At 66.6% G+C, this 12,350-nt stretch carries 11 protein-coding genes; 5 read left to right on the top strand and 6 right to left on the bottom strand.

What is annotated here, in order from left to right:
* Positions 1–91: 91 nt before the first annotated feature.
* From G6553_RS01570 to G6553_RS01560, 3 genes are all read right to left on the bottom strand, one after another.
* On the bottom strand, positions 92–793 hold the full coding sequence (locus tag G6553_RS01570) for a hypothetical protein (RefSeq protein WP_166188557.1): 702 nt from the start codon (positions 791–793) through the stop codon (positions 92–94).
* A gap of 191 nt (positions 794–984) precedes the next feature.
* On the bottom strand, positions 985–1,500 hold the full coding sequence (locus G6553_RS20855) for a TIGR02391 family protein (RefSeq protein ID WP_278249464.1): 516 nt from the start codon (positions 1,498–1,500) through the stop codon (positions 985–987).
* A 482-nt stretch (positions 1,501–1,982) separates the two neighbouring features.
* A complete protein-coding gene (locus G6553_RS01560; protein WP_166188553.1) occupies positions 1,983–2,174 on the bottom strand; it encodes a hypothetical protein in 192 nt (63 codons plus the stop codon).
* Between the two features lie 275 nt (positions 2,175–2,449).
* Between G6553_RS01560 and G6553_RS01555 the strand changes: the two genes are divergently transcribed.
* Positions 2,450–2,782, top strand: coding sequence for an XRE family transcriptional regulator (locus G6553_RS01555; RefSeq protein ID WP_166188551.1), 333 nt, complete (start codon positions 2,450–2,452; stop codon positions 2,780–2,782).
* Between the two features lie 544 nt (positions 2,783–3,326).
* On the opposite strand, the gene G6553_RS01550 is transcribed toward G6553_RS01555, so the two are convergent.
* Both G6553_RS01550 and G6553_RS01545 read right to left on the bottom strand, forming a co-directional pair.
* Positions 3,327–4,298, bottom strand: coding sequence for an IS481 family transposase (locus G6553_RS01550; RefSeq protein WP_166188816.1), 972 nt, complete (start codon positions 4,296–4,298; stop codon positions 3,327–3,329).
* Between the two features lie 206 nt (positions 4,299–4,504).
* Complete coding sequence (locus G6553_RS01545; RefSeq protein ID WP_166188549.1) at positions 4,505–4,735, bottom strand: hypothetical protein; 231 nt, start codon at positions 4,733–4,735, stop codon at positions 4,505–4,507.
* Positions 4,736–5,176: 441 nt separating this feature from the next.
* Here G6553_RS01545 and G6553_RS01540 point away from each other — a divergent pair, with 441 nt between their 5' ends.
* The 4 genes from G6553_RS01540 (at position 5,177) to G6553_RS01525 (ending at position 10,690) form a co-directional block, all read left to right on the top strand.
* The gene (locus G6553_RS01540; protein ID WP_166188547.1) at positions 5,177–5,587 is read left to right on the top strand and encodes a hypothetical protein; all 411 of its coding nucleotides are present in this window, start codon (positions 5,177–5,179) and stop codon (positions 5,585–5,587) included.
* Positions 5,588–7,336: 1,749 nt separating this feature from the next.
* The gene (locus tag G6553_RS01535) at positions 7,337–7,492 is read left to right on the top strand and encodes a hypothetical protein (RefSeq protein ID WP_166188545.1); all 156 of its coding nucleotides are present in this window, start codon (positions 7,337–7,339) and stop codon (positions 7,490–7,492) included.
* Entirely contained in the window at positions 7,473–9,089 is a 1,617-nt protein-coding gene (locus tag G6553_RS01530; RefSeq protein ID WP_166188543.1) for a recombinase family protein, read from the top strand. The genes G6553_RS01535 and G6553_RS01530 overlap by 20 nt, the downstream gene beginning before the upstream one ends.
* A gap of 26 nt (positions 9,090–9,115) precedes the next feature.
* Entirely contained in the window at positions 9,116–10,690 is a 1,575-nt protein-coding gene (locus G6553_RS01525; RefSeq protein ID WP_166188541.1) for a hypothetical protein, read from the top strand.
* Positions 10,691–10,949: 259 nt separating this feature from the next.
* On the opposite strand, the gene G6553_RS01520 is transcribed toward G6553_RS01525, so the two are convergent.
* Positions 10,950–11,234, bottom strand: coding sequence for a hypothetical protein (locus G6553_RS01520; RefSeq protein ID WP_166188539.1), 285 nt, complete (start codon positions 11,232–11,234; stop codon positions 10,950–10,952).
* Between the last annotated feature and the right edge of the window lie 1,116 nt (positions 11,235–12,350).

Below are 12,350 nucleotides of genomic sequence, written 5' to 3'. Positions count from 1 at the left end.
CGGAGGAAACGCCCACCTCTTGCGCCGCCGGGCTAAGAGTCGCCCACTTCATGCTGCCGCTGTAAGCGAAAAAGGCATCCGATTGCTGCTGTCACAGGTCGTGGCCAAGGTCCCGCGCCTGGTGCACGAAGCGGCGTACACCAAGGACATGCTCGAACGCCGTGAGGGTTCGAATCTCGGCACACTTGGCGAAAAACGCCTTCATGTGCGGGCTCGCCGCCTTGAACTTGGCAGCCTTCCTTGAGTCGCTGTGCCACAACATGCCGTTGAAGTAGACCTTGGCGAGCTGGTGGTCGGGCACCACGTTGTCAAGGTCGACAGCGTCAGGGACCGTGCCTGGGGGTCCCAATTCGAGGCGAGTCACTGTCCCGGTCGGCAGCCCCAGGTACTGGGCGGGTACCTGTTCAAGGACCTGTTGACCCACGTACATATGGGTCTGCCAAGACTCAAAGATGCTCTTGCCGCGATCTGCGTACTGGGCCAGCGCCGGATGCTCCGCGCCGATCCGATCGAGAAGCCGCCCCAAGGCGATGTCGTCATTGGCGAGGAACACCATCGGGCGCATCAGGACCGCGCAGTACACCCACGTCGACTTGTCGAGGTTGTTCCAGTCGATCTGCATGGCGGTGACGAGCGTCGATTCGGGGTCCCGAGACATGATGACGGTGAACGAAGGCCGAGCGGCCGCCAGCTGGTGCTCAGCGAGTTCATCCGCGCGCTCCATGAAGTTGGCGATGTCAGTCTTCAGCTTGCTGCTGCTAGGTCCGCAAGCGGACCCCGGTGCGCTACTCACGCACCGATGCTCTCTGACACCGCCGACGGTGGCGGCACCCGCTCGCCGCTGCGAGCCGAGCTTCCCGAACCATCCACGAAGAGGCCGTTCTAGTCGGATGCGGGTGCGGGTCGGGGCTAAGTGAAAGCGGCGTGCCGGCATCGGCTTGTGAGGAGACTTGGACCGCGGCACGCAGTGCGTCGAGCGGGGAATCAGCCGGGCAGACGACCCTGCCCCGAACCTAGGGTCGATCGCATCTCGGCGATGAGCAGGCTTCCCAGGCCGATGACGCCCCAGGCGAAGACCTCCGCGTCAGCCCGCTCCCTCAGGTCGTGGCGGCTGCTGTTGCCGATGGCTTTCGCCAACCCCTGCCCAAGGAGCTGCCAGCCCTCTTGCTCGCTCGCGTCCTCCCCTAGGGCGTGTGCGCTTCCTGGCCGCAAGACCGCAGCAAACAGCCCCGCGCCATACAACTTCCCGCCCTTCTTGTTGGGCGGACTGCCCGCATGGCGCCGAATCCAGTCCTCGACGAACGTCACGACAGCCGACGGCACCAAGTCCCACATCCCTGAAGCAACTAGGCCGCCGACATGATCCCACAGAACGGGGTCGCAACCCGGCGCAGCTGCGGACGCGGGTGATGCGCTGCTGGCTAGGACAGCTGCCGCGTCGACGTACCCGCAGAGCTCGTCAGTTGGCGACGCGCTTCCGTACCGGTTCGCGGCCCTCATGGGGTGCCACTCATCGATCCTCGCGACCAGGTAGTGATCCGAGCCGAGGCAGGACGCGGTGAGTGCCGCCGCCTCGACCTGTAACGCGTGGATCCCGCTGTTGACTACCGACAAGAACGGCGACCCAACCCTGATCTCGTCGGAGATGCGTCGCAAGCGCTCGGCCGCGTGAATAGTCGTCACCCGACAAGTTCACCAGTCGACCCCGCTAACGGAGAGCGAAAAGGTCGTTGACGTCCCACCGAACTGTCCGCATGGACGCTGATATCAGCCACCGGGGAGCCGCAAGATCGACGCGCCGACGTCCGCTCGGTCGCGCGCGTCGGCGCCCGGACCCCGCCGGACCGTCACCCCGAGGTCCGCGAGCGCCCGACCCAGGGCGGACAGATGATTACCGGTTCACGTCTTGCAGCACCGCCGTCTGCGAACAGATCCGAGTGGCGCATACGCCTTCGCCCAGCGAACCGCAAGGCGATGTCACGCTAGAGGTTGCGCGTGCGCGCTTCCTGCACGAGTTGAACGACTCGACTCTTCGAAAGCTTCGTCGCCGTCGCGATCCGGTCGTAAGACCAGCCGTCGCGGCGCAGCTGAGCGATCGCCCTCAACCGCGGCTCCGCAAGTTCCGCCAGAGCCTCATCCATCGCGGCGAAGGCATCTCCGGTGGCAGTGATCACCGCAGTCGGCTCCTCGAGCGCCGCCAGGCGCTCGGCCTCCTGCGCGATCGCTTCACGAAGTTGTTGCGAAATCCGACCGGGCCTGGATCCGGTTCGCTGACGACGGGGCGGCACAACGCAACCCGACCCCGTTCAGACCCCTGACCCCCAACGAGACACACCTGTTGTCTTGTCGTGTGTGGGATCGCCGTCCCACCTGTCCAGTCGCTCACGAGGCGAGCTGGACATGAACGCCGACCGCTGTCCGCCCCGTCCGACATCGCTAGGGTTCAACCATGCCTCGACGCTCGGCCCCCCTCGCGGCGCCCCGCGCGTGGATGACCGAAGGCACCTGGCCGGACGGTGAGATCGATCCGGACGCACCCGCGGCGGTGCCGTACGCGGTACACGTGTCGAAGACACTGGGCGAGGCATTGGCGGGACGCAACAAGTCCGAGGTGGCGCTGGCTGCCGAGATAGAGCGTTCGACGCTCTACGACCTCCTGGCCGGCAACAAGTGGCCTGAGCTGTTCACCATCGCGAAGCTGGAACTCGAACTGGGCGTCTCCCTCTGGCCGGACCAGCCCCTACCTAAGGCCGGCCGAGCAAAGACCAGCAAGGACTCCTGAGCTACGAGGCCTCATGGCCAGCCCGAGCTCGAACAGCGTCTGACCTGTCGGGCGATGCAACCACTGCCACTCACAGTCGTCGCCCCCGTGCGACACCGCAGCGCGCTCATGGCGTAGGACCAGAGTCGGCAACTGGGCCACGGCCCTCCAGTTCGGCTGCGACACGGCCTATCTCGATGACGAACTCGGAGAAGCTGCTCGCAGTTGACAGAAGCCCGGAGATCGCAGTGACGACGAACTCAAAGGCACCCCGCGGTCCTGGATCGGGAAGGACTACGACGAAGCACGTCGCCGCGTGGTCGGATGCGGGCCCGGTTACCTCAATATCGAATCGCTCGACGTCCTGGAACCTTCGATGGTCGGCTTGGTGCCACTCCGGTAGCGCGGCGCATTGCAGGTCAGTCAGGCGTGCAACTGCGGCTGGTAGAGCGGACCCCGAGGCAACCATCTCGTCCTCCGCTGAAGGGGGCTGTCCGTTGAAGACTACGCCCGACCGGGGCCCCTGTACAGGCCTCTGACCGGCCGACCTAGGTGTACCCGGCCATCAGGTTGGTAGCAGGCGGCTGATCGGCGGTTTGCCCCCGAGTGCGCTGTGGCGGCGCTCAGTGTTGTAGTGCTCGAGGCAAGGTGCAAGGGCGGCCGCGCGGTCGGCGTTGCTGGTGAAGACCTTGCGGTAGGCCCACTCGGTGGCCAGGGTGCGGTTGAGGCGCTCGACCTTGCCGTTCTGCCAGGGGCAGTGGGGCTTGATGAACTTCTGCTTGATGCCGAGGTCTGCGCACACGCGCTTGAGGTCGGCTGAGTGGCGGTAGGCGAAGGCGTTGTCGGTGATCAGCCGTTCGATGCGGGTGATGCCCTTGGCGGCGAAGTAGGCCGCGGCCCGCTGGAGGAATGCTGCGCAGGTCGCGCCCTTCTCGTCGGGCAGGATCTCTGAGTAGGCCAGCCGGGAGTGGTCATCGACCAGCGAGTGCACGTAGTCGTAGCCAATCGGAGCCTTGCGTTGGTAGGTCTCCTCGCGTCGGGCGCGGCCGCGGGCGCGCCAGCCGCCACCGTCGGGGATGCGTCCAAGCTTCTTGACGTCCATGTGCGCCAGCTCGCCTGGCCGTGCGCGTTCGTAGCGGACCGCGGTCGCTTTCGAGGACCGGATCAACTCGCCGGTCACCGGGTCGCACTCACGCAGATAGGGCACGCGATGGCGGCGCAGGATCCGGGACACCGTCCGGGCCGGCACACCGAGCCTCGCCCCAAGCACGTCCGGGCCGTCGCGATGCGTGGCACGGGCAGACAGGACCTTCTGCTCAACCTCGACGCTGGTCTTGGTGGGCATCGAGTGCGGCCGCGAGGACCGGGTCAACAGCCCATCGTCACCTTCGGCGGCGTATCTGTCGATCCAGGTCTTCACACACTTGCGCGACACACCCATCGCGGCGGCGATGTGGGCCTGCTTCCAGCCGGCCTGGTGACGTTGAACGATCAGGCGACGACCGTGGACGGTCAAACGAGCACTACCGTGAGACACGAGAACCTCCGGGTTGGAGTGGGCCTTAGACAAGCCACATCCCATCCGGAGGTTCTCGTTCGTTCAGCCAGGCTCGCCGCTACCAACGTCCTGGCCGGGTACACCTAGGCCGCGCAGAGCGGCACGGCAAGGGCGATAACCGGTGGCACCGGATCAATGCACACGGGCGAGCCGATTGAACCGCCGGCGTCGATACCCGCCGCGACTCAGACGGGCCGCAGCGTGACCGTGCGTGGGAGCGCCTCGGCGGCGTAGGCATCCGGATCGGCAGCGAAGCGCTCAAGGATGTCAGCCAGCTCGGGACTGACATAGAGGCAGCGGTCCGTTCCGACCGTTTGCTCCTCGGCGGAGGTTGAGGCTTCGACGAGCCCACCCGATCCCTGCTTCAAGGTGTAACCCTCGACGTGCTCGTCGTCAATGCGATCGCTGCTCGGCATGACTCGGACAGTTCGGGGCCCCTGTATGCCGTCAAGGTTCTTGTGCGGAATCCCGATGGAGTCTCGCTCGCTCGTCCGCCTGCGTCTTGACGCGAGACTGACTCCAGTAGCGCCCCGAGATCTCCCGGTGAGACTGCCGTTCCGCGGGCGAGACTGCCTTGCGGTTCCGAGTCTGCGCACGAGACTCGTGCTTGCTGGTGTCTCCGGGCCCTGGGTGTGCAGCCCTACCGCGGGTGGCCGCGACGCGGCGTCGATGACCGCCGAGTTCCTACAGCCTGATCGAGGAGGCGCCGTACCCGTGCGTGCTGGGCTCATCAACCGGCGAGACACACAGGGTGACCGGGTTTCGCGCGACGGTCATCCGAGGCTGCGCAGTTGCCGTATCAAAAGCACCAGCGGGCGGCGATAAGTTTATCAACGCAGGGAGAGGCTGCTCGTTGCATGGAAACCTTCCGCTTCCCCAGCTCGTTGGACCCTGCACCCACTCGTGCGGGCTCGCCCAGCAAGGTTGACGGCGTACTCTCGGAAGCGCAGTTCGCGAAGGGAGTGACCATGTCTGCAACCGGGTTCGGTGAGCCTGCGGACCGGCCGGCGGCCAGTGGCGGCCGCGGGGACGAGTTCCTCGGCCATCCTGAGGAGATTGAGGCAGTTCTCGCACAGGGACTTGCCGGTTTCGAGGACTGGCTTCGCGCGGACTACGTCGCTGCGGGTCTGCGCTACTTCGTGGAGGCGGACGACGATGGAACCGTCATCTACCGCGACATTCACACCGACCGGGTTCTGAGCCGCGACGAATACGCAACGCTCCACCTCCGCTCCACGGGGAGCGGGGGCCCGCCGGTGGACAAGTAGCAGCGGGCCCGGCGCGGTCAGTCGTCGTTGGGCAGGTACCACCCGTGTTCGCGGTGGCGCCGTTCCGGCGGGCTGGGGTTCTCGCGAACGTGAGCCTCGTTCGCGCGGCGCGTCATCTCGTCGTCGTAGCGATGGAATTCGTCGTAGAGCCCAGAGGCCTCATCGACGTCCTGGCGAGAGAAGTATTGCTGTCGCAGCGCCTCGCGTGGATGTCTTGTCGAGAAGGCGCACTTGCGCGCGCGAGCCGAGCCGGCCTCTGTTCACCGGCTAAGGGGCGAGTTGAGATCGAGCTGGGGTCGCCCTGGCTCTCGGGCACCGCTCCCGTGCCGGCGGCGCAGCGCGGCACAGCGTGAACGTCCGCCGCAGCCGGCGGCGGGATTAGCCACCCGCCGCGACCTGAGCAGATGGCCGGGCGTCGCTCAACGCCATCGGGGACCACCCCGGCCAAGACACCGCACCGTGGGCGATGCCGCCGCCGAACCGCGCTACGAGCACGGGTCGGCGTCCAGCATTGTCGTAGACGGACCTGGGGACACACCCGTCGCCCGAAGTGGCTCGACTCCAAGCGCGGCACGCACTCACCTAGCGTCGGGTTTCCCTGGCGAACCCGACCCATGCAACGAACGTTCGATGACGAGCCGCGGCCAGCAATCAACCTACGCAGGCGCGCATCTCATGCCGGCGAAGGTTCGCCCGAGCGCTAGGCAGCCGCCCGTATCGCTAGGTTCGTTTCGGATCGACACCCCCTTGCGTACTGCGACCCGTGCCGCGTCGCTTCGTCAAGTTCGCGGGGCCCGATTCCGGCGGATGACCATCAGAACCCCTGCGCAGTGCTTGCCCGCTCGCTGTCGGGGCGCACGGCCCTCGAACCCAGGTTAGCGAGCAAGGTCCCCGGCGAGGTCGCGTAGCGCAGAACGCCCCCCTTTCGAAGGTCCAGTCCACGTTCGTGTGGTTCCCCAGAGGCGAACCCGGGGAGGTCACGAAGTCACCTGAGGCGGGACTGCGGCATCAGGGACCATCACGTTTCCGAGTAGTACCGGACCAATTCGAACCACCGTCGCGCCTGAACCCCAGACCAGCGTGGCTTCCCAGATTCGGTCCTCGATTCGGCGCTCCCATGTAAGCGGACCGCCACGGTTGCCCTCGGTCCCAGACCGGCAGCAGGTGGACCGCTCGTCCGGAGCGGTCAGCTGATCAACCAGCCCAGCCGGCGAGGCGAGCACAAAGTCGACAGGCGAGCCGCCCGGGACCAGGTCACCCCCCATCGCCTCCGCTTGAGCGCGCCAGCGCTGCGCGTCCGCTTGGTCGCCGTCCGCCTCTGCATCGGACGCAAGCAGGTCGTAGACCGCCCTCTGAACGGCCGCACGACGCGGCCCTTCGGAAGCCGCCTGCAAGCCGTGCACCGATACGCCCGCTCGCAAGGCGCCTGCCAGGAGCGCTGCCGCCAGCCACAACGGCGGCTCGTTGACTTCAGGAGGTGGAGCGCCGCCGCACCGCCCGTCGCACCGGCACGGGTCGTCCAAGTCACTCTCCACGGCGACCAACTCTTCGAACGTACGCAGCATCTGGCACGGGCATGAATCCGTCGTCACCGCGAAAGCTCCTTGACGCCACCCGCAAGACCCACACCGTCCCTGAGCGGCGACCCGGGGCTCCCTACATCGAACCCTCGGCGCTGCGGGCCACGGTCACGAGCCCCGGAGAGCTCAAGGTCTAGTCGAGACGATGTTTTGAAACTACGCTCGACGCATGGCCGAACTCTCCGATGCCGTGACCGGCACCCCGGTCTACGACGAACTGGTGGCCAGAGCCTGGATGGCTCTGATCGACCCCAGCCGTCGGATGTCGATCGCCCAGAGCGGGCGCGACACGGAAGGGAACAGAGATGGAAGACGAGACGAGTGAGCGCGCGAGCGACAGGCTGAGCGTGACCTTTCAGTCCCCGAAGGTGGCGAAGGTCGGTGGGGTGTCTGGCGCCGACTACTTCACGCAGCGACCCGCGACGGATGCCGCCGACGCGGCGGACCTGGTTCTGCACGTTGCCGCGACGCGATCGTTGGGGTCACGAGCCCTCGGCCTGTTCGTGATCCGGGAGTCGGATGAGTGGGACCTGGAACTTTTCAACGGCGTGCGCGAATTGACTTATCAAAATCATCGCGACATCCCCGCGGTCGAAGCGATCCGTCGGGTTGGCCTCGCGCCGTTGCAAAGCTCGACGTTCACGGTCAAGCGGGAGCGCAAGGACGGCTCGACGGAGCGCACCACCGTGGTAGTCGAGGTGCTGGAACAGGGGTCGACGAAGGCAATTTTGTTTTTCTACGACGGATTTTGGCATTTGTGGTCGCGCGCGTCGGCGTGGAAGGCCGATGACGATGCCGAGGATCAGCGGCTGAACGCGTTCACAACGATTCTGATCGAGGTCATCCGTCGCCTCCGCCCCAAGTCGATTTATGCAGCGCACCTTTCGCGCCTGGTGCGGAGCACGTCTCAGGGCAACCGACTGCAGGCCGCGATGGATGGCAACGTCGATCACCTCTGGGTCAAGGACATGCGCTTCGACTTCGTCGGGCCGCAGGGGCAGATGGGCTTCATGCTCCTGTCGATGATGAGCTGGGTCGTCGCGCTGGAGCGGGACGCGATCGTGTCTCGTCTGCTAGCGGGACGCATTGCGAAGTGGCGTCGAGGCGAGTGGCCTTTCGGCGATGCGCTGGTCCCGTTCGGGTTCAGGCTGGTCAAGAGGAAGCTGGTCCCCGATCCGGCGAAGCGGGCTGAAGTGCGCGAGATGCTTCTCATTCTGGCTAGCGAGGCGGGACCGGCGCAGAAGGTCGAAGCACTTGCGGAGCTGGGTGTACGGACGATGCGAAAGCACCGCCGCCTCGGTGACCGCGCGTCGATCGCCACACTGGCGAACAAGGACTACGCGATCAGCTCGCTGATGGCGTGGGCGCCTCTGTGGATCAGCGGCGAGTACTTGTGGCGGGTCACGAACACGTTCCGCGACCTCGACGAACTGTCGGGCGTACCGATCGTGCGACGAACGGAGAACGGCGAGACCGATTCATCGGACGCTGGCGAGCTGCAGATGCTGTACAAGGTTGGGCTGCCTGACGGCGGCTGGGCAGAACCTGAGGTGGTCCGGGCGTTCGAGAACGCGGCCGTTCGCTACAGCGCTGGTCTCCGCACGAAGGGGCACACCCCCAACCGGCACGTGTCGCCGGCGATCATCGACGAGTCGGCCAATCCGCTGCTGCTCACACGCGTGCTGTCGCCGGACCACATGAAGGGCGGCGACCGAGCCACCAAGGCGAGGCGTAACGCCTCGCGCTCGAAGCGAACGATCTCACCGTTCACCGGGCGTGGCTGGCGCGACGGTGACTACTACTACGAGCTGCAGATGACGGCTGCAAGCACGTACCGGCTGGTGCGTTGGCTGGTACACGACGACGAGCTCGCGTCCATCGGCGACGACATCCTGCACGTCGACACGGCGGCGGGCCAGTGAGGGCCGGGCGCCAGGTCACCTCCGCGGTGACCGCGGACTCCACCGACATGCAGAACGTCGGGTACTTCAAGGCGGCCACCATCGTTGAGGGCTTCGTCGACGCCACCATCGACGCACTACGAACCGGCGTGCCGGTCTCCCGCCTACCCGGACAGTCGGTGTTCGCGTCGACGCACGTGCATCAGGTCGTCGACGTTCGCGCCGACCAGATCGCGGCCTTGGAACACGCTCGTGACCAGGCAGAACGCCTCGCCGTGCGAGCCCGGGCCCTGAGCCTGGCAGAAGAGATGGACGAGGCCGAGAGCCTCGACTACGCAGCGACAGCCCGGAAGGCACGGCGAGACGCCGCCGAGGCCCGCCAGAAGATCGCCGAACTGCGGGACATGCCGACAAACGTCGCACCCATCGGGGAATTCGACGCGCTCACCGACGTGTGGATACCCGCGCTGGCTCGCCTGCGGCGCAGCAGCGGACGAGTGTCTCAACGCGACTACCTCGCTTTGAAGACGGTCGTTCGAAAGTACTGGCAGGTGCGGCGAGACGGCGTCTGGTACGGACGTGCCACGATCATGGTCAACACTTCCGACGGTGTCGCAGAACTCGGTCCGATCGAGTGGCCACTAGGTCGCGGCGGCAAGGGCACTCAGGCCCTCGCGGTGAACATGCCGCGCACTCGGGTGTTGTCCCGCGACAGCCGCAAGACCGTAGTCGCGCGTCTTGTTGCGACTGGCCGCATCGAACGAGACGCCGCCTTGACTGCGTGCAACGCGCCGTTCTCCGAGCTCTCCGCGGTCCTGTTGCACGAGATCTGCGGAGACGCCTACCCCGCGTGGGTGAGCGACCAGTGGCGCGATCCTACGTTCGTGCAGTGGCTTGTTCGGGTCTACACGGACCCGAAGTGGGCCTGGTTGGGTCGCGGGAAGTACAGCGAGTTGAGCTCGCTTCGCCAGCACATCGTCAACTACGCCGCCGAGCGTGGCGAGTTCGTTCTCGGCGAAGCGGCACCCGACCTCTACGCGTTCGATCTGCACACAGTGGTCCGGCTCGCGCACGATGCGCCCGCCGCAGCTGGCGCGCGCATCCGTGACTGGCGCTCGAGCATCGAACCGGTCGAGTACACCCGCGAGTTCGCAACCCGCAGGTACGCACCCGTCGCTTGCGCGTGCGGACAGCCCGCGACCGTGTCGACTCGGGTGCCGGAGATTCCTCGCGACCTGCTGTGTGCGTGCGGACGCATGCCGCAGGGCGAGCGGTTCGGCGCTCCGGCGACGCTGCGGTTTCCTGACGAGTACCAGGCCCTGCGGGTGCCCGACGCGGAGTGCCTGGCGGACGTTCGGGCGCAGAACGAGCGTCGTCGAGTAGCGCTGACCCCGATGCAACTGCAGCTCCTCTCCCTTGACGGGCTGCGTTCCGGAGCCTCGGCGAAGGCGCTGCGCCAAGAACTGAACGAACGCAACGGCCAGGAGAGGCTCGATTACGGAGCGGGGCTGAGCGTCGCGCTGCGGCGCCTTCAACGTCAGGGCTACGTCACCGAGGACGGCGCAAGGCCGGCGATTTGGGGTCTCACGGACGACGGGGTGGAGTACCTCGCCAGCCGTTGATCCCGCGCAGGCTCAGCACCGCGCCAACAATTGGACCGATCAGGACTCGTTGCGCTCCAAGCTCGCTGCGCCTAACCTCCGCGAACGGCCCGTCGTGCGACCCGAGACGTGCGGCGGGCCGCCCGGAGCCGCCGCATGAGCGCGAAGGCCTCTCCCCCAGAGGGTCAGTTGCGGCAGCCGGTGCCCCGAAGGGCGCCAGCTGGGAGGCGTGCCAGCACCGTCAGGGACCGAGAAGTCACGGTTTTCGCCTGGGTAGCTCTCAGCGGGGCACCACGTCCTCGAGGCGCAACCAGACGGCGCCGATCTGCAGGCGTGGATCGGGGATGACGATGAAGGCGTGGGGGCGGGTCCAGCGTTGGGCGAGGCCGTCGAGATACGCCTCGCCGTCCCGCTCGAACACCACGCGAGCGCGCACCGGGCGGCGGGCCCGGTCCTGGATGTCGCTGGCGTGCCGAGTGCCGTCTTTGCGAGCTAGCGGAAACTCTTGGTTCAGGACCTCCTGAAACAGCCGGGGCACCGCAGGCCCGCGCGAGTCATACGGCATGCGACGGCCGCTCTGCCATCAGGACCGGCCGCGATCGTCGTTCGGTCGGAAGACACCCCCACGGCTGCGCATGCGCGCGAGGGTAGAAGGACCCGACTCGATACCGGAAAGGGGTGCGGCCCCGGGAGAAACTCCCGGGGCCGCGGAGGCCGAAGCCTCGGTCACCTTGCGGTGAACTGGTTAGAACCTAGGGGCCAGGTCGCGGCCGCCGCAGCGAATCTGAACCTTCCGTGACTCCGGTCCAGTCCACATCAGCTCCGGCGCGCCGCCGGCGTCCGTAGAAGGGAACCGGGACCGGCGTTCCCGTAGCCCAATCGAGTAGGGACAGCCCGGCGCACCAGCACGCGGCAACCCGTCGCATCGGGCGTTGACCTGAACTGCGACTGGTCGTGCCATCTGACGAAACTGGGGTGAGCTCAAGCGGGAGCTGGCTCGGCACCTGCGCACGCAACGGGCTGGCCGCAAGCCGCAGAACCGGCCCGAGCGGCGCAAGGGAAGACTCGTCGACCCGATCTCGATCAGCGAACGCCCGGCCGAGGTGGCCGACCCCGCCGTACCCGGGCACTGGGAAGGCGACCTGATTCTCGACAAGGCCCGGCGGATCGGCGATCGGCACCCTGGTCGAACGCTCCACCCGATACGTGATGCTGGCCCGTCTGTCCGAACGCCGCACCGCTGCGGACTTCGCTGAGGCACTGGTCCAGGTGGTACGCACCCTGCCCCAGCACCTGCGCAGATCCTTGACCTGGGACCAGGGCAAGAAGATGGCACTGACAAGGAGATCGCCTTCGACGCCGACATCGAGCTCTACCGCTGCGACCGCGCAGCCCCTGGCAGCGCGGCTCGAACGAGAACACCAACGGCCCGCTGCGTCAGTGCTTCCCCGGCGACGTCAGCCTGCGCCAGTTCAACCCCGCCGACCTCACTCACGTCGCCACCGAACTGAACAACCGACCCCGCAAGACACTTGGCTGGGCCACCCAGTCGAGCGGTTCGAAGAACTACTCTCCGCCCACTAATTCAAGTGTGGTGCAACGACCGGCTGAATCCGCCCCCAAGTATCGCAACGTGTGACGGCGCGCGCCGAGCGTCCCTGCGGCCTATCTTGGGACGCTC

The sequence above is a fragment of the Nocardioides sp. IC4_145 genome (assembly GCF_011250565.1).
Classification (GTDB): Bacteria; Actinomycetota; Actinomycetes; order Propionibacteriales; family Nocardioidaceae; genus Nocardioides.
The sequence above is the reverse complement of the archived record's forward strand: the minus strand, read 5'-3'. Positions and strand labels throughout refer to the sequence as shown.

Excerpts from the sequence above, each read along its gene's own strand:
- G6553_RS20855 (WP_278249464.1), bottom strand. The coding sequence starts at position 1,500 with ATGAGGGCCGCGAACCGGTACGGAAGCGCGTCGCCAACTGACGAGCTC.
- G6553_RS01555 (WP_166188551.1), top strand. The coding sequence starts at position 2,450 with ATGCCTCGACGCTCGGCCCCCCTCGCGGCGCCCCGCGCGTGGATGACC.
- G6553_RS01545 (WP_166188549.1), bottom strand. The coding sequence starts at position 4,735 with ATGCCGAGCAGCGATCGCATTGACGACGAGCACGTCGAGGGTTACACC.
- G6553_RS01540 (WP_166188547.1), top strand. The coding sequence starts at position 5,177 with ATGGAAACCTTCCGCTTCCCCAGCTCGTTGGACCCTGCACCCACTCGT.
- G6553_RS01535 (WP_166188545.1), top strand. The coding sequence starts at position 7,337 with ATGGCCGAACTCTCCGATGCCGTGACCGGCACCCCGGTCTACGACGAA.
- G6553_RS01530 (WP_166188543.1), top strand. The coding sequence starts at position 7,473 with ATGGAAGACGAGACGAGTGAGCGCGCGAGCGACAGGCTGAGCGTGACC.
- G6553_RS01520 (WP_166188539.1), bottom strand. The coding sequence starts at position 11,234 with ATGCCGTATGACTCGCGCGGGCCTGCGGTGCCCCGGCTGTTTCAGGAG.